Here is a 15,644-nt window from a genome sequence, read left to right as displayed (position 1 = left end):
GGAGGCTGCATGGATCTTCTAGACGCCCTTATCATGGCCACGGTCTTCCTGTTTGTTGCGTCGGTGGTGACGCTGCTCTATCTGGGGTGGTCGGAAAGCCGCTTCGCCGAAAAAAAGGCTATCAAAAAGCGCCTTCTGTTCATTTCGGCTGGCGGCAAGCACGGCCGAGAAAAACTGTTCCGCTATCGGGACAAGATCCTCGCCGATGCGGGGCCGGTACAGAAACTGGCCCTCAAAATGCCCCGGGTAACCACCCTGGATCGCATGCTGCTCAAATCGGGCCTGCCTTTCAATGCAAGTGTATTCGTCCTGTTGAGCTTGTCCCTCGGGCTGATTGCTCTGCTGCTGGGGCTGAAGTTTATTCCCTCGACGTTGATCGCCATTGTGCTTGGCATTCTGGTGCTCTTCCTGCCCTTCGGCTACCTGAAGCTTGCAGAAAACGCCTACCTCAACAAGTTTCAGGACCAGCTGCCTGAAGCGCTGGACCTGCTGGCCCGGGCGCTGCGTTCCGGACATGCCATGACCTCGGGGCTGGAGATGGTCTCCAGCGAAATGGAGCCGCCTATCAGCGCCGAGTTCGGCGCGGCGGTGGATGAAATCAACCTCGGGCTGACTTTTCAGGAGGCCTTCGAAAATCTCTGCGAGCGCGTGCCCAGCACAGATCTGCGCTTCTTTGCCATCTCCGTCATCATCCAGCGGGAAACCGGCGGCAACGTGGCCGAAATCCTCGACAACATCAGCCGCCTGATCCGCGAACGCATGCAGTTCAGACGTCAGGTCAAAGCCCTCACAGCGGAGGGGCGACTCTCGGCCATGGTCCTTATCGGCCTGCCCATCACCCTGTTTGTCTATATATTTTTTGTTAATCATGAATACCTGTCGCTGCTCTGGCAGGACGTCATTGGGCAATACATGCTGGCCGGGGCCATTGTGCTGCAAATAGTGGGTGCCTTCATCATTAAAAAAATCGTTACCATTGAAATGTAAGGAGGCGCTACATGAATATTTTACTAAGTGTATATTATCGTTTATTGGAGAACGCCGGATACTGGGCTGTTCTTGTTTTGACCTTCCTGGCGACCGTCCTTTTCATTTTAAGCATCTATTTTTTCCTGACCCGCAAATCCCGTGAGGAAAAGCGGCTGGAAAAGTTGGTCCCAGCCTCAAAAACACCCATCAAACAAAAACCAAAGCTTTTGGACGCTGAACAAGGCGGGTTTATCACCCGCTTCGCCAAACCGATTGACGACATCGTCTCCAGCCAGCCCGGAGCTATGCATAAATCCATACGCCTGCACCTGATCCAGGCCGGCTGGCGCTCCAATGCGGCCTATTACAATTACATCACTGCCAAAGTTGTGCTCGGACTGGTTCTCCCCCTGGGCTATCTTATTTCAAGGTTTTTCTTTACCTTCTCCCTGCAGGTCATCCTCCTGTGCCTGTTGCTGGCAGTTATCGGCTTCGGTCTGCCCGACACCATTCTGGGATTCGCAATTAGGGCGCGACAAAATCGCATTCTCCGAGCACTGCCCGATGCCCTCGACCTGATGGTGGTCTGCGTCGAGGCCGGCCTCGGTCTGGACATGACCTTTCGCCGGGTGGGCGAAGAGATCAAGCCGCTGTGTCGGGACCTCAGCGAGGAATTTTTCCTGACCAACCTGGAGATCCGCGCCGGCAAGCCGCGCAACGAATGCTTCAAAAATATGTCGTTGCGCACCGGTGTTGCCGAAGTGGGCAATCTGATGACCATCCTGATTCAGACCAGTCGTTTCGGAACCAGCCTCGCCAAAGCCCTGCGAATACACTCCGATGCCATGCGCATCAAACGCCGTCAGGTGGCCGAGGAAAAAGCCGCCAAATCAACCGTCAAGCTCATCTTCCCGTTGGTGTTCTTTATCTTTCCTGCAATCTTTGTTGTCCTGGTGGGACCGGGTGTGATAAGAATTGTTCGTGTTTTGTTCCCCGCAATAAGTGGGGGCTAAACATTTCTCCCAGGTGACTTACTGATCAATTGCATTTCAGCATTTTTTATGCAATGTACGCCTATACAATGCGAAGGAGGGTCTTCATTGAAAACCTGGACAAGCATGTCTGCTATTTTGTTGATCGCCAGTATTACGGCATGCACACCTGTGGCTGATCCCTACCACAGGAGAGTAGCAAGATTTACGGTTCAGGAAAAAGGCGAGGATGCCTACACCCGAGAAAGAATCGCCAATCTTCCTCCGGAAGAATTGACCGGAAAGGGCCTTTCCTATCTGAACCAGGGCAACCTTGAACTTGCCCGGCTGCATTTTTCGGCGGCCCTTCAAAAAAAGCCTGATGCCACTGCAGCGCTCGCCGGGTTGGGACAGGTATTCCTTGCCCGGGGCAGCGCACCGCAAGCCCGTGAAATCTTCACCACGGTTCTGGAAAAAGATCCGCAGAACATGGCCGCGCAACTGGGGCTTGCCCGTATAGCACGCAGCCAGGGAGACTACCCCACCGCGCAAAAACTGCTGGAAACGCTCCAGTCAAATTATCCCGAGTCCCCTGCTGTTATCAGCGAACTGGCCATCACTTATGACAGCATCGGTCAGGACAAATTGGGCCTTGCGGAATCATTGCACCAGAAATTCATCTCCCTGCGGCCGGACAATCCGTCTGGTTACAACAATCTGGGGTTCAATTACCTGCTGCAGGGCCGCTACACGGATGCGATACCCCAGTTTTCCAGGGCTTTGGCCCTCGAACCCTCCAACATGCGCAGCAAAAACAATCTGGCGACGGCTTTTCTGCTCAACAACCAGGAAGTTCGCGCTTTGCAGCTCTTTGAAGACACCCTCGGCAAACCGGCTGCCTATAACAATATAGGCTATCTCTACATGACCCAGGGCAACTGGGACAAAGCTGAAAAGGCATTCAAGAAGGCCCTCGCACTGAATCCGGTATTTTATCCACGCGCCCAGCAGAACCTGGACAGACTCAACAGCCTGCGCTCCCAATCGGCACATTAGATCAGAGGCAATCTATCAATGACCGAAAAAAAAAATATCTCTGGAAGAATTGCCATCTTGCCGGACATTGCAGGGCTTTACGGTTTTATAACCTTTGCCCTGCTGATCCTTTTCGACCACGGCAAGGCCCTCGGTGATGGTGATACGTTGTGGCACATCGCTGCCGGCCAGCACATGCTCAAAACCAGAGCCATCCTTACGCAGGATATTTTCTCGCATACGGCGTTAGGAAAGCCATGGACCGCTCATGAGTGGCTTTCGGAAGTCATCATGGCCGGAGTTCACCAGCATGGCGGGCTTATCGGGACGATACTCTTCTTTTTTCTGATAGCCGCCCTGAGCTTCTGGCTGCTTTTTCGGATCGTATCCGCAGTTACCAACGACTGGGTCGCTATCCTCGCGGTGTCTGTCGCCCTGACTTTCTCCATGACTCATATGCTCGCCCGGCCTCATATCTTCTCCTGGCTGTTTGGCGTCATCGTTCTTTACGCCCTGCATAAACAGGACCGATGGCTTTGGGTCCTGCCTCCTCTAACGGCCCTGTGGGCCAACCTGCACGGAGGTTTCATTCTGGGACTGGCCCTGCAGGGACTGTTTCTCGGTGGGCAACTGCTGGATGACTTTTTTACGGAACAACCTTTCAGTTTCAAAACAACCTTTAAGACGATCCGCCGGCCAGCCACCTTTATGCTTCTGTCCGCCCTGGCAGCCGGGATCAATCCTTTCGGTTTCAGCCTCTATCTGTTTCCTTTTCATGTCGCCAGCGATGTTTTTGCCCAGGGCATTGTGGAATGGCTGCCACCGAATTTTCAGGAACAGTGGCTCTACCGAATCTACCTGCTGATTGTTCTTCTGTTTATGTCCCTCAAATCCGTGCCTACCACCTGGACTGATCGGCTGTTCGTCCTGTTTTTCATCAATGCTTCTTTGACACACCAACGCTACATGGGCATCGCGACGGTTTTTATCTGTCCATATTTTGCGAGAATGCTCCAGTCCTCTGTCCGAATCGCATCCCCCTTTCGTCCCGCGACCAAAGAGGGCGCGCAACTTCCGACTTCACCCCTGAGCGGGCCGCTGGCCATCATCATAACCGCCGTTATCCTTTGCATGCTTGTCGGCCCTTCCCATACCAAGTCTCGCGAAGTAGCGGAAACATTCCTGCCCCTTCCCGAATCCAGCCATCCGATCAAGGCCGTTGCTTATCTTAATCAGACGGTCCGCCCGGAAGGGAAGATTTTCAACAACTATGCATGGGGAGGCTATCTGATCTATGCCCTTGATCCAGCCGAGAAGGTTTTTATCGATGGGCGCGCCGATATGTACGGAGAGAAAATTTTTAAGGATTACCGAAAAATAGTGTCCCTGGATGAGGGCGCCGACAAACTTTTAAAAAACTACGGCATCGATTGGGTTCTGTTCCCTCACGATTCTGTCCTTGTCAGATATCTGAAGGCAACAGGTAAATGGCAGGAGATCTATTCGGATGGCGAGGCTTCTATTTTGCGCCGGCTGACAGCGAGCTCTCCGTAATCCCCTCGCAGGGCATTCCGGCGGATCACCAGCAGATCTCGCAGCATACGCGCTGAATCAATAACGGGATGGACTTTACTGTCCGGAGAATTCAGCCACCGCACGCCGATCTCACGAATCACTAGGCCGCGTTTGCGTGCCAGGAAAAGAACCTCGACGTCAAACCCAAAACCGTCGATTCTGCAATCCCTGAAAAGATCCATCGCCGCCGCCCGGGTAAAAAGCTTGAAGCCACACTGGGTATCAAAAATGCCTGGAGTGGCAAGCAATTGCACGAACTTGTTAAAGGTTTTGCCCATCACTACCCGGTAAAGCGGCTGGCGTTTCTCGATCACTGTCTGTCTGGTGGCTCGCGACCCGATCGCCACATCCGCCCCGGTCTCCAGTGCTTCGCGCAGCTTCAGCACTTCTTCGAAAGCCGTTGAAAGATCCGCATCACTGAACAAAATCAGATCCCCCTTGGCGGCAAGCACCCCGGTACGAACAGCACACCCCTTGCCACGGTTTTGTTCATACCGGATCAGCCTTACCCTCTCATGTTTACGGGCAAAGGACATTACAATGTCCGCAGTGCGATCGGTACTGCCATCATCCACCACGACTATTTCAAATCGAGAAAAGTATTCTTTAATTTGATTAAAAAGAGCAGGCAAAGTGAGCTGAAGCCGCTTTTCTTCATTATATGCAGGAACAACAATTGAAATCATGGTGTTACAGGCAACCATACAGTTTGCTCCTCCGATATTTGTATTTTCCCTCCAAGTAATATTACTTTAAAAATATAATTATGCAAACCTGGGGTATTTAACTTTATTAAATCTCCCCCCATATAAAAAAACATACCCAGTGTAATGACTCTTTTTTTCAAATTACTCGCCTACTATAAGACAATCCTTTTCTCCTTCATTTGATTTTTGAAAAAAATAAATTGCTTTTTGTTTATCGATCTCATAGAGATGAAAGTGTTTCCCTTCTGCAACTTTATTTAGAAAAACAAATTCTTTCATTGTCTCGGCGGATGAACTGAACCAAATTAAGTAGTCGAAATTTAATGGCCAACCATGATCGAATTTTAGATTAAACCAATCATTATTTTGAGCTTTACAGGGAGGTTTAGTAGCGTTGGCAGTTAACCGCCTCCCGGACATTTCAGCACCTGGCAGGTTAATGCTGGCAAAAGCAGATCGAGCATAAAGAGGTTGCACAACCTGGAATAAAAGAGGGAAAAAACCATCTCGATCTGAAACAATGAATGAACCTGCGTGGAGAAAAGGTCGAGAGTCACTACTACTAGCAGCAATAAGGGTCGATTTTAATGGAATTTTCTGAATGGCATCCCGTATGGCACTGACCTCATTATTGGTCATTTTCATGATTTTCCAACCGTTGATTCCTTGTAAAAACAAGCCACTAAATAACAAAATAGCAGAGAAAACCACCACCGTTTTTTTCTTGGAATCATTAATGGAAGATAAATTAACGACACTAGCAGTATATAAAAAGGTTACCATACCAAGTCGAAAATCAAGTGCAACGCCACCAATTCTTTGTGAAAAAAGAATTGTAGTAATAAACAAAGTACCGCTAACAATTGCATTTACCCTTTTCATGTGAATTACTTTTACATAAAGCGCATATGGAAAAACAGTTATAAAAAGAATAACAAAAAAAACAGCAGACCAAGTGTGACCAAAGAAAAAGGGCTGGAGAAAGGCAGAAATAATCATATTTAGCTGTGGCAATCCTATCCAAAGTTTCTCATGTGGCAGAGTTATAGGACCTTTCATAATTGAGAAATATCCTAAAATACCTATCGGCCACAACCAAAGTAACGGAGAAAAAAAGATCTTTAGTCTAGTTCGCCATATACTGGCCTGTGCAATGACATAGAAAATATGACTTGAAACAATAACCGAAAAAATAAAAAACCCAAAAAGATGGGCTAAAAAAGAAGAGTGGCCCCAAAAGTTAGAAAAACATACCCGAGAAATGTCGGGTTTTGATTTTGACATAAATAGATGGTGTACAAAAAAAATGACAGTCCCAAACTGAAATTAAAATCAAGAAAACCAAGGTAAAGACAAAAATTATAGAAAAGACCAAGACAGAGCATTAAACTCCAGGAAGTTTTTTTATAAATATGCCAATGAAGAATCCAGGCACCAAAAATGGGCATTAATGCGCTTAAAATTAAAAATATATTAAATGACAAAGAAATATTTACACCCAAAACTATTGGAAGAGCAAGAATTGCCATGGTCAGATGCGGAAAAAGCCGCCACTGAACATCATAAAAACTATGAGGCAGAGAGCCTTGTAACTTTTGAAAAGCCACACTATAAGCGGCATAGTGATTTGGATAATCTTGGGCTATTCCATAAGGATAAATGATAAATGGTATTATGAAAAAAATGGTAAAAGCTAAAATGAAAATCGAGGGTAATTTTTCTTTTAATTTTATAATATATAATGATTTGTTGTGTTTTGGAATCAACATTATGAATTAACACCAATTTTCTTATTTATAAAATAAGCTTAAGTATTTATGTAATGAATGGTAGTTTCTGGCTTTTTTTCTCTTTTTCAAATTAAATGAAAAGGAATAGAATATTATTCGATGTAACCATCAAATCCTTCTTTATTTTTATAACTTTTTTTCTTGTTAATAATATATATTGGTCTATTTTTATTTTCATCAAAAAGATGTTCTAGATATAGACTAACTTGCCCAATCGAAAACATTATTATACTTCCAATAAAAAGCACCAAAATATTTATTGTCGTAAATCCCGAAACAGCAATTCCACAGATCTTTTGGTAAAGAGAAATACTGGCAAAAATAAAACTTATAATGAAACAAGTTGCGGCTGCGAAGCTAACAAGGTGCAACATTGACGATGAAAAGCTTGTAATTGCAACCATAGCGAGGCGAGCAAGCTTCACTAGCGACCATTTTGAAGAATCACCTTGTCTGAGTGGAACTTCAAACCAGACTTGTTTAGTACTGAAACCGAGCCATGAAATTAGTCCCCGAAAGAATCTCTTTCGCTCAGGTAAATTGCAGTAAGCATCGATAACCTGCCTATCCAGAAGTTTGAAGTCTGTTTGACCTTCCAGGTTCATTTCAGAAACATAAGCAAAAATCGAATAAAAAAGTCTGGTCATCCAACGACGCAAAAACGAAATATGGCTATCTTTTGATTTACAGGCCTCAACAACATCAAATCCTTCTCGCCATGCTTCAACCATTAGTCTAATTAAACTTGGGGGATGTTGAAGGTCGCTATCCATGACAATGGCAGCTTGACGATTACAATTTAGCAAACCTGCATAAATCGCTGCTTCTTTACCAAAGTTTCTTGTAAATGATACTAATTCTAACCTAGAATCAAGAGGCAAGAAATCTTTTAAAATCATGACGCTGTCATCAGTAGATCCATCGTCAACAATGATAATTTGTGTTATATCGATTTCATCTTTATTGATAGTCTCAAGAATTTTTTTAAGGTTATTTATAATACCTTTTTCTTCATTATAAATGGGTATGACAAGACCGATTGACACTAGCTTATCTCCTCACTTTGTCAATAAATATCGCTAAGTTAAAAGTAAACCTTTCCCGCCATACTCAAAAAAACCACTCAATTGATTACTTAGGCGCTTTTTTCATGTTTTCTAACAATAAATCCTTCAAACCTAATTTTTATACAAACCTTACCTTTTGAATTTATTTCTAAACAGATCTTTAAAAAATCATAAAGATATTAAATACCATCGCCAATAATACAACACGAATCTTGAAAAGCGAATTTTAATTTTTGAAAGAAAAGGAATGAGCAAGGATTCTCTTATATCTAATATTCAATAGTCCAAAGAGACCTGCAAATTTTTAGGAATAACTATATTGATGAGAGCCTAAAGACGATCACCCTCGTTAAAAAATGAGATAATCATATGTACAGCGTGTACTGGCAGTAATGGCATTGATATAAATCTGAGTTGACTAGTTACAGTGGAAATACACTTTTTTGTGAAAGTTTCTCTTCACAAAAAAATAAATTTAAAATTAAATAGTTTAATGACTTATGTATCTAAATCAAGTACTTTACACAACAACTTATTGTATTGTTATTAATAACTTTTACGACACAAGGAAAAAACTGTTAAACCAAATAATTTATTAAATTTGAAAAGGGTATAGCATTCCAAATTATGTATGATGATCAATAAGCGATTTAACCAATTTGGATATACTCTCAATTCGCTTTGAGGCTTTGCTAATTTAAAATAATTCAATGTTTTATTCATAAAACGCAAAACAACCACTATTGGAAACAGGCTTCCAAAAAAATAGCAACTCTTCACAGGAGTGAGACCAGCATCTTTAACAAGAGTCTCGATATCATTAATTGTATAACGCCTTAAATGCTCCAGGAAAACATCGTGACCAGACCATAAAAAATTAAATGCTGGAACTGTTATTAAAACATATCCACCACTTTTCATATTTTTAGCGTAACTTTTCAAGAACTCCAGATCGTCTGATACATGCTCCAACACATCCATCATTAGCACAAGGCTATGGGAGCAACTATTTAAAGACTTAACAAAATTTATTTTTTTACCATGATATATCTCAGTTTTTTCATTTACATAATTAGGATCAACACAAACTGCACTGCTACATTGCCCTGCATCCAGCAACTGGCGAGAGAAAATCCCGGACCCTGCGCCAACATCTAAAATTTCAGGTGTTTTTATTTCGCCAAGAAATTTACGCAAAGCGCGACCTTTTGATACATAGTACCAATGGTCAACAATACTGTCTCCAAGGATATCTTCTTCCTTCAGATCCACAGCGCCTTTTTAACTCCTGTAAATATTCCTGTCATTGAGATTGCCGCCCTGCCCTGCGCTCCACTCCACGGTAACAGCATGCATTCGACCGGCCGCGCACGGGGTCGCGGCCGACCAGGACCGGACCGGAGGATCTCCAGAAAATTTCTACTTTGTTAGCACCGATAAGGCGATCGAGATAGCTGTCCTTAACCCGATCGTAGGTCCCGTCTTTGAACCGCACCGCAATCATCATGACAGGATTCCTTTCTTAAGCGGTTTCATACGTATTCTTTTAAACTGTTGCCGATTCTCCTTGGAATAAAAACGGACATAAAACAAGCGGTTCGCAAATCGAACCAATACAAAATCGGCGGCGGGTCAGGCCTCTACCAGCACCAGCCCCGGTTCGCTGCGAGGCAGGCCCAGCCCCAGGCACACTTTTACCAGGTTGTCGGTTTCCAGCGTGGCATCGCAGGCCTCGCGGATTTCCCGAAACGTGGGGCAGTCGAAAATATCGCCGTTGGGCAACTGGAGCACGGGATATCCGAAGGATGTCGCACAAAACTCTTCGTTGCACCGCAGTTCGGTCACCGTTTCCAAACCGTACTTTCCTGCCACCTCGGCGTCAGGGATGATCAAGGTTGCTTTCACTGCCAGTCTCCTATGATTATCATAACAGATATGTTTTGTCGTATACGCAATTACGGAAATTGTTCAGTCCAGTTTGATATGGTCGCCGGGATTCTTGAGATCCTTGAGTTCAGGACACATCTCTTCCATGTTTTTGAGGAATTTCTCAGTGTTTTTGAATACGGCCTTGATTTCATGGTGCCAGGCGATGGCTACCTGGTGACCGCAGTAGGTACAGGTGTCAAGGGCCTTGTCGCCGGCCGGAATCGCCCGGTACACGGTGTAATACTCGCAGGCAGGACATTTCTGCCGATGCAGAATCGGCTCGACTTCCTTTATTCTCTTTTCCATGTCACCGCAGGGCCGGACTTTTCGGTCCGGGCGCCTCTCCTTTTATAGGTGGTTTACAACTTGACGTGATCGCCACGCTCCTGCAAGCGGGACAGGGCCGGGAAATGACCGGCAAGAGCCTGTACGTCCTTTTCACCGTCGCGGATGCGGGCTTCCAGCTGGCTGTCGTTGGCAACGGCGGTTTGCGCCATGCAGTGGGTGCATACCTGAAAGGCCTTTTCGCCTTCGGTTTTAAGCTCGAAAATGGTCCAGAAATCACAGGCGGTGCATTTATTACGAAAGAGCATGTCGGCAATCCTCCCAGAATAAGCTGTTTGCGATTTCAAAACATTATTTGTCTAAGATAGCAGAGGCGTCCATCCCAGCGCAACCCATAGCTTTTGCTGGTTTTCGCCCGGAGACGGCCCTTTCCCGCCGATTGATGCCGCCACAGCGGAAAAGGACCGGTTTTAACATGAAAGCCGCGCTGCTTCCATCCGATGTTTCCGGATAAACACAGCTCAGCCAAGCGATCCGAACTTGCACAGAATCCGGTTGCTGCGCTCCAGAAAAGCGGCCATGCGTTCCCTGTCGAAGGCGCAGTGGGGCAGCATGGACAGATCGTAGATCTGCTGCATGAGCATGGCGGCGTCTTCGTCGCGGCCCTGGTCCTTGAGGCCGATAATGGTATCGACCACCGGGGATTTGCCGTTCAGGCACAGGGTGTGCTCACCAAACGGATTTTCATCGCCCTGGCCCAGCATGCGGGTCATCTCCTGCAGCCGCCGGGTCTGCTCGGACAGCACCACCATCCCGGGTACACTGTCATCCTTGAAATTCTCGACACGCACCGAAAATCCGTCGGTCTTGATCGCTTCCTCGAACAGCTGCCGGATGCGGTCGAGACGCGCCTTGCGTTCGTCCTTGCCAGGCAGCTGAATTTTGGGGTCTTCTTCGATGAGATTTTCGGTGACGTCGCTGTCGACGCGCTGAAAAGCGACCTTGCCGTTTTTCATCTCCAGAAACTGGATGAAATGGCTGTCGATAAGGCTGTCAAGAACCAGCACGTCCATGCCCTGGTTGGCGAACAGCTTCAGATAGGTGCTCTGCGCCGCTTCGTTGTTGGTGTAGTAAACCTTGTCGGCGTGCTTCGCGACGGCTTTTTCCAGGTACTCCGGCAGGGTGACGTATTCCTGGCTGCCGGCCAGGCGATAGATGACGTGGTCCTTGAGCTTGTCATGGAACTTGTCATCGCGCAGCATGCCGTATTTCACGAAGGTGTGGATGTTTTCCCAGACCGGAACAAAGTCGGCGCGGTCGCCCTTGGCAAGTTCGACGATCTTGGACGCCACGCGACCGCTGATAACCTCGCGGATCTTGCGCACCTGCGGCTCGTTCTGCAGATAGCTGCGCGACACGTTGAGCGGCAGATCCGGCGCGTCGAGACAGCCCTGCAGCGGATTGAGGAACTCGGGAATCAGCTCCGGGCAGTTGTCGGAAACGAACACCTGGTTGCAGAACAGCTTGATATGGCTTTTGGCCACGTCGAACTCGGTGGTCAGCCTGGGGAAATACAGGACCCCCTTGAGGTTGAAGGGGTAGTCGATGTTCAGATGGATCCAGAACAGGGGCTCGTCGGCCAGGGGATAGAGTTTTTTATAGAAGTCGCGGTATTCCTCGTCCTTGACCTCAGAGGCGGAGCGGGTCCACAGCGGGTTCTGGTCGTTCACCACGTCGCCGGCCAGGCGGATCGGCACCGGCAGGAAATTGCAGAAACGCTTGAGAATCTCACGGATGCGGAAGGGTTCGAGAAACTCCTTCTCCTCGGCGCCCAAGTGCAGCACCACCTCGGTGCCGCGCCCCGCCTTGTCGCACTCTTCGAGATGGTAATCGGTGGAGCCTTCGCATACCCAGTGCACGGCCGCAGCGTCGCTCTGATAGGAGCGGGTGAAAATTTCCACTTTATCCGAAACCATGAACGCCGAATAGAACCCGAGGCCGAAATGGCCGATGATCTGGTTCTTGTCGTCCAGGTCCTTGAATTTTTCCACAAACTCCTCGGCCGAGGAAAACGCGACCTGGTTGATGTATTTGCGCACCTCGTCGGCCGTCATGCCCAGGCCGTTGTCGCGGATGGAGAGGGTGCCCGCGTCCTTGTCGACGGTGATGTCGATGGCGTATTCGTCCTCCAGCTGCAGACCCTCGATGAGGTTGATGTGCTGAAGCTTGTGGATGGCGTCCACGGCGTTGGAAACCAGCTCCCGCAGGAAAATCTCTTTTTCGCTGTAGAGCCATTTTTTGATGATGGGGAAAATGTTCTCGGTGTGGATGGAAATATGGCCTTTTTCCATCTTGGCTTTATCCGGCATAACTCGTCATTCCTCCTTGTAAAATTCAGGATGTCTGGTGCGCAGAATGTAGTAACGGCTGGACGGTTTGTCAAGACGCAAGCCCCATTGCACGGCAAATGCCGGGCATGCGAAACCGTTTCGGCGCAAACGCCGGGAAGTTTTCGGCCGCATTGTGAAATCCCCGCGGTATTCGCCCATGAAACTGATTTTCCCTATTATTTTCAATAGCTTGAAAGAGAGCATTTTTCCAGTTGACAGCCCCATGTGCCAGGAGTATATAGCAAACCATTATTCGCCGTTTCAGGGTGGGAACAGCAGACGAACGACATAAAAAGCAACCCCTTTTTATCGCCGCCCGCCGCCAGGCACCCCGCCCCTGAAAAACGGCATCCCCCTCGGGGGCTTTTTTCGCACGTGGCTTTTAAAAAGGGGTTCCAGTCATGCATATCGCTCTCGCCTTCAACCTGAAGGCTGACCGTACCGCTGTATCTTCCGCCGACGACCCTCCTTCCGCCGTTGACGATCTGTACGCCGAATGGGACGACATCCACACCATCGAAGCGGTGCGGGACGCCTTGGCGAGCGCGCACCGGGTTTCGCTGGTGGAGGCCGATCTCGATGCTTTCGACAACCTGCGCAGGCTGAAACCCGACCTGGTATTCAACATGGCCGAGGGCCTCCTCGGCGCCAGCCGCGAAGCACAGATGCCCGCCATGCTCGACATGCTGGGCCTGGCCTACACCGGCAGCGATCCGGTGACTCTCGGCATCTGTCTGGACAAGCGCCGCACCAAGGAAATCCTGTCCTGTCACGGCATCGCCACGCCACGCTTCACGACGGTTACCGCCGTGGACCAGGTGCCTGCCCGCCTGCGCTATCCGCAGATGGTCAAGCCGATCCTCGAAGGCTCCAGTAAAGGCGTGCCCGACGCCTCGCTGGTTCGCGACCGCAAAGCCCTGTTGCGGCAGGTGCGCCAGGTGCTGGAAGTTTATCGTCAGCCGGCGCTGATCGAGGAATTTTTGCCCGGCAGGGAGTTTACCGTGGCGGTGCTGGGCAACGGCGCGGATCTGCGTGTGCTGCCGGCTGTCGAAATCAATTTCGAGGCCCTGCCGGCCGGCGTCAACCCCATCTATTCCTACGAAGCCAAATGGATCTGGGACCGTGAGGACGATCCGCTGCGGATCTTCACCTGCCCGGCGCGGCTCGAACCGGCCTTGCAGCAAGCCATCGAAGATCTGTGTCGCCGCGCCTTCCGGGTGCTGGGATGCCGGGACTGGTGCCGCATCGATGTGCGCCTCGATCAACACGGCCGCCCCCACATCATCGAGCTGAATCCCCTGCCGGGCATCCTGCCGCGCCCGGAACAGAACAGTTGTTTTCCCAAAGCCGCGCGCGCCGCCGGTCTGTCTTATACGGACCTGATCCTGGCCGTCGTGGATGCCGCCGTCAAACGCCTGAACCTTACGGGAAATCACCATGAGAGTAGCTGTCTGTTTCAATCGCGCGCCGTCACGGCCGGCTAAGGGCTGCGACGCCGACCTGATCTCCGAGCAGGGGGCGGAAAAGGAAGCCGCCGAAGTGGCCCGGGCTTTGAAAAGCCGGGGCTACGACGCGCATCTGGTGGCCCTGGGGCCGGATCCGGCCAGTTTCGTCGACGCGCTTCGGCGGTTGTCGCCCGCGGTGGCGTTCAATCTCTGTGAGGGCTTCTGGGGGGAAAGCCGTCAGGAGATGCATGTAGCCTCGCTGTTCGAGTTGCTGCGCCTGCCTTATACCGGCTCCACACCCCTTAGCCTGGGCCTTACCCAGGACAAGGTCCGCACCAAGGATCTGCTGCTCCGTTACCACCTGCCCACGCCCGGATACACGGTGGCCCGGCCGGGCCAGCACCTGCTGCGCTCCCATGACATGGCGTTTCCGCTGATCGTCAAACCGCGCGCTGAAGACGCCTCCCTCGGCATCACCAGCGACAGTGTTGTCGGCTCGGACAGGGCCCTGCGCGAGCGGGTGCGGTTCATCCACGAGACCTACCGCCAGGAAGCCCTGATCGAGGAATTCATCGACGGCCGCGAGCTGAATGCGGCGGTGCTGGGCGACCGGCGCCTGGAGGTGCTGCCGATTTCCGAAATCGTCTTCGAGGAGGGCCTGCCCCACCCCATCGTCAGTTATGACGGCAAATGGCTGGAGTCCAGCATAGAGTTCGCCCGCACCCGGCCGGTGTGCCCGGCGCCGCTGCGCACGCGGGAAGAAATGCTGGTGCGGGATGTGGCGCTGCGCGCCTGCAAAATCCTGGAATGCCGTGATTACGCCCGGGTCGATATCCGCCTGCGCGACGGCATACCCTACATCCTGGAAGTCAACGCCAATCCCGATATCTGCTCCGATGCCGGGCTGGCCAGAGCCGCCAAAACCGCGGAAATCCCCTACCCGGCGCTCATCGAACGCATCGTGCAGATGGCCATACAACGCAAGGAGCCGAGTCATGCGTGACCTGACAATTGCAGACCTGCCGCACCTGCAGCGCATCCTGCGCAGTACCGGCGCCTTTACCGAGGCAGAGGTCGCCTGCGCCATGGAACTTCTGGCCATCGTCCTGGACGACCCCGCCCAGATCGACTATCGGGTCGCGGTGGCGCAGACCGACGGCGACGTCCAGGGCTACGTGCTGTACGGTCCCACCCCTCTGGCCGACGGCAACGTCACCCTGTACTGGATCGCGGTGTGCCCCGAGGCGCAATGCCGAGGCGTCGGCAGACGCCTGATGGCGCAGGTTGAGGAATACGCTCGGCAACACGGCGGCCGGCTCGTCTGCCTGGAGACCTCCTCCCAGGGAGGTTATGAGCGCACCCGGAGATTCTACCGCCAGGCCGGATACGTGGAGGAATCCCGCATACGGGATTTTTACAGCCCCGGCGATGATCGCATCACCTTTGTCAAACGATTGGACCAAACACCTGATCTGTAAACC

At 50.1% G+C, this 15,644-nt stretch carries 17 protein-coding genes; 7 read left to right on the top strand and 10 right to left on the bottom strand.

The genetic code is table 11. The features are described 5' to 3' along the window. Positions 1–9 precede the first annotated feature (9 nt). The 4 genes from A6070_RS06575 to A6070_RS06560 all read left to right on the top strand — a co-directional run bounded on the left by A6070_RS06575 (position 10) and on the right by A6070_RS06560 (position 4,529). Positions 10–987, top strand: coding sequence for a type II secretion system F family protein (locus tag A6070_RS06575; protein WP_083558795.1), 978 nt, complete (start codon positions 10–12; stop codon positions 985–987). Between the two features lie 11 nt (positions 988–998). After that, positions 999–1,982 carry a type II secretion system F family protein gene (locus tag A6070_RS06570; protein WP_072287580.1) on the top strand — a complete coding sequence of 328 codons (984 nt, stop codon included), beginning with the start codon at positions 999–1,001 and terminating at the stop codon, positions 1,980–1,982. 87 nt (positions 1,983–2,069) lie between these two features. After that, positions 2,070–2,996: a tetratricopeptide repeat protein gene (locus A6070_RS06565; RefSeq protein WP_072287579.1), complete on the top strand. Its 927-nt coding sequence runs from the start codon at positions 2,070–2,072 to the stop codon at positions 2,994–2,996. An 18-nt stretch (positions 2,997–3,014) separates the two neighbouring features. Next, the gene (locus tag A6070_RS06560) at positions 3,015–4,529 is read left to right on the top strand and encodes a hypothetical protein (RefSeq protein WP_072287578.1); all 1,515 of its coding nucleotides are present in this window, start codon (positions 3,015–3,017) and stop codon (positions 4,527–4,529) included. Here the strand turns inward: A6070_RS06560 and A6070_RS06555 are convergent. The 10 genes from A6070_RS06555 to htpG form a co-directional block, all read right to left on the bottom strand. Beyond that, entirely contained in the window at positions 4,475–5,254 is a 780-nt protein-coding gene (locus tag A6070_RS06555; protein WP_072287577.1) for a dolichyl-phosphate beta-glucosyltransferase, read from the bottom strand. The genes A6070_RS06560 and A6070_RS06555 overlap by 55 nt on opposite strands. Before the next feature lie 144 nt (positions 5,255–5,398). Further along, the gene (locus A6070_RS06550; RefSeq protein WP_072502042.1) at positions 5,399–6,316 is read right to left on the bottom strand and encodes a hypothetical protein; all 918 of its coding nucleotides are present in this window, start codon (positions 6,314–6,316) and stop codon (positions 5,399–5,401) included. 155 nt (positions 6,317–6,471) lie between these two features. Then, positions 6,472–7,026, bottom strand: a complete 555-nt coding sequence (locus A6070_RS15340) for a hypothetical protein (RefSeq protein WP_145928197.1) — start codon at positions 7,024–7,026, stop codon at positions 6,472–6,474. A gap of 113 nt (positions 7,027–7,139) precedes the next feature. Beyond that, a complete protein-coding gene (locus tag A6070_RS06545) occupies positions 7,140–8,093 on the bottom strand; it encodes a glycosyltransferase family 2 protein (RefSeq protein ID WP_072287575.1) in 954 nt (317 codons plus the stop codon). Between the two features lie 567 nt (positions 8,094–8,660). Then, positions 8,661–9,386, bottom strand: a complete 726-nt coding sequence (locus A6070_RS06540) for a class I SAM-dependent methyltransferase (RefSeq protein ID WP_072287574.1) — start codon at positions 9,384–9,386, stop codon at positions 8,661–8,663. Between the two features lie 31 nt (positions 9,387–9,417). Beyond that, the gene (locus tag A6070_RS06535) at positions 9,418–9,621 is read right to left on the bottom strand and encodes a GSU3473 family protein (RefSeq protein WP_072287573.1); all 204 of its coding nucleotides are present in this window, start codon (positions 9,619–9,621) and stop codon (positions 9,418–9,420) included. Positions 9,622–9,746: 125 nt separating this feature from the next. Beyond that, positions 9,747–10,019: a hypothetical protein gene (locus A6070_RS06530; protein WP_072287572.1), complete on the bottom strand. Its 273-nt coding sequence runs from the start codon at positions 10,017–10,019 to the stop codon at positions 9,747–9,749. A gap of 63 nt (positions 10,020–10,082) precedes the next feature. After that, positions 10,083–10,349 carry a hypothetical protein gene (locus A6070_RS06525; protein WP_072287571.1) on the bottom strand — a complete coding sequence of 89 codons (267 nt, stop codon included), beginning with the start codon at positions 10,347–10,349 and terminating at the stop codon, positions 10,083–10,085. Positions 10,350–10,402: 53 nt separating this feature from the next. Further along, the gene (locus A6070_RS06520; RefSeq protein ID WP_072287570.1) at positions 10,403–10,636 is read right to left on the bottom strand and encodes a hypothetical protein; all 234 of its coding nucleotides are present in this window, start codon (positions 10,634–10,636) and stop codon (positions 10,403–10,405) included. 213 nt (positions 10,637–10,849) lie between these two features. Next, positions 10,850–12,697: a molecular chaperone HtpG gene (gene htpG, locus A6070_RS06515; RefSeq protein ID WP_072287569.1), complete on the bottom strand. Its 1,848-nt coding sequence runs from the start codon at positions 12,695–12,697 to the stop codon at positions 10,850–10,852. A 422-nt stretch (positions 12,698–13,119) separates the two neighbouring features. On the opposite strand from htpG, the gene A6070_RS06510 reads away from it, so the two are divergent. The 3 genes from A6070_RS06510 to A6070_RS06500 are packed head-to-tail and all read left to right on the top strand — an operon-like array spanning position 13,120 to position 15,641. Continuing rightward, positions 13,120–14,202, top strand: coding sequence for a D-alanine--D-alanine ligase family protein (locus A6070_RS06510; protein WP_072287568.1), 1,083 nt, complete (start codon positions 13,120–13,122; stop codon positions 14,200–14,202). Next, positions 14,156–15,166, top strand: coding sequence for a D-alanine--D-alanine ligase family protein (locus tag A6070_RS06505; protein ID WP_072287567.1), 1,011 nt, complete (start codon positions 14,156–14,158; stop codon positions 15,164–15,166). The genes A6070_RS06510 and A6070_RS06505 overlap by 47 nt, the downstream gene beginning before the upstream one ends. Beyond that, positions 15,159–15,641, top strand: a complete 483-nt coding sequence (locus A6070_RS06500; RefSeq protein ID WP_072287566.1) for a GNAT family N-acetyltransferase — start codon at positions 15,159–15,161, stop codon at positions 15,639–15,641. The genes A6070_RS06505 and A6070_RS06500 overlap by 8 nt, the downstream gene beginning before the upstream one ends. The last annotated feature ends 3 nt before the right edge of the window (positions 15,642–15,644 follow it).

Origin of the sequence: Syntrophotalea acetylenica, from assembly GCF_001888165.1 — a bacterium.
Lineage (GTDB): Bacteria > Desulfobacterota > Desulfuromonadia > Desulfuromonadales > Syntrophotaleaceae > Syntrophotalea > Syntrophotalea acetylenica.
Note: the sequence above shows the minus strand (reverse complement) of the source record. Positions and strands in the feature narration are given on the sequence as shown.

Excerpts from the sequence above, each read along its gene's own strand:
- A6070_RS06575 (WP_083558795.1), top strand. The coding sequence starts at position 10 with ATGGATCTTCTAGACGCCCTTATCATGGCCACGGTCTTCCTGTTTGTT.
- A6070_RS06570 (WP_072287580.1), top strand. The coding sequence starts at position 999 with ATGAATATTTTACTAAGTGTATATTATCGTTTATTGGAGAACGCCGGA.
- A6070_RS06560 (WP_072287578.1), top strand. The coding sequence starts at position 3,015 with ATGACCGAAAAAAAAAATATCTCTGGAAGAATTGCCATCTTGCCGGAC.
- A6070_RS06555 (WP_072287577.1), bottom strand. The coding sequence starts at position 5,254 with ATGGTTGCCTGTAACACCATGATTTCAATTGTTGTTCCTGCATATAAT.
- A6070_RS06550 (WP_072502042.1), bottom strand. The coding sequence starts at position 6,316 with ATGAAAGGTCCTATAACTCTGCCACATGAGAAACTTTGGATAGGATTG.
- A6070_RS15340 (WP_145928197.1), bottom strand. The coding sequence starts at position 7,026 with ATGTTGATTCCAAAACACAACAAATCATTATATATTATAAAATTAAAA.
- A6070_RS06535 (WP_072287573.1), bottom strand. The coding sequence starts at position 9,621 with ATGATGATTGCGGTGCGGTTCAAAGACGGGACCTACGATCGGGTTAAG.
- A6070_RS06525 (WP_072287571.1), bottom strand. The coding sequence starts at position 10,349 with ATGGAAAAGAGAATAAAGGAAGTCGAGCCGATTCTGCATCGGCAGAAA.
- A6070_RS06520 (WP_072287570.1), bottom strand. The coding sequence starts at position 10,636 with ATGCTCTTTCGTAATAAATGCACCGCCTGTGATTTCTGGACCATTTTC.
- htpG (WP_072287569.1), bottom strand. The coding sequence starts at position 12,697 with ATGCCGGATAAAGCCAAGATGGAAAAAGGCCATATTTCCATCCACACC.
- A6070_RS06510 (WP_072287568.1), top strand. The coding sequence starts at position 13,120 with ATGCATATCGCTCTCGCCTTCAACCTGAAGGCTGACCGTACCGCTGTA.
- A6070_RS06505 (WP_072287567.1), top strand. The coding sequence starts at position 14,156 with ATGAGAGTAGCTGTCTGTTTCAATCGCGCGCCGTCACGGCCGGCTAAG.
- A6070_RS06500 (WP_072287566.1), top strand. The coding sequence starts at position 15,159 with ATGCGTGACCTGACAATTGCAGACCTGCCGCACCTGCAGCGCATCCTG.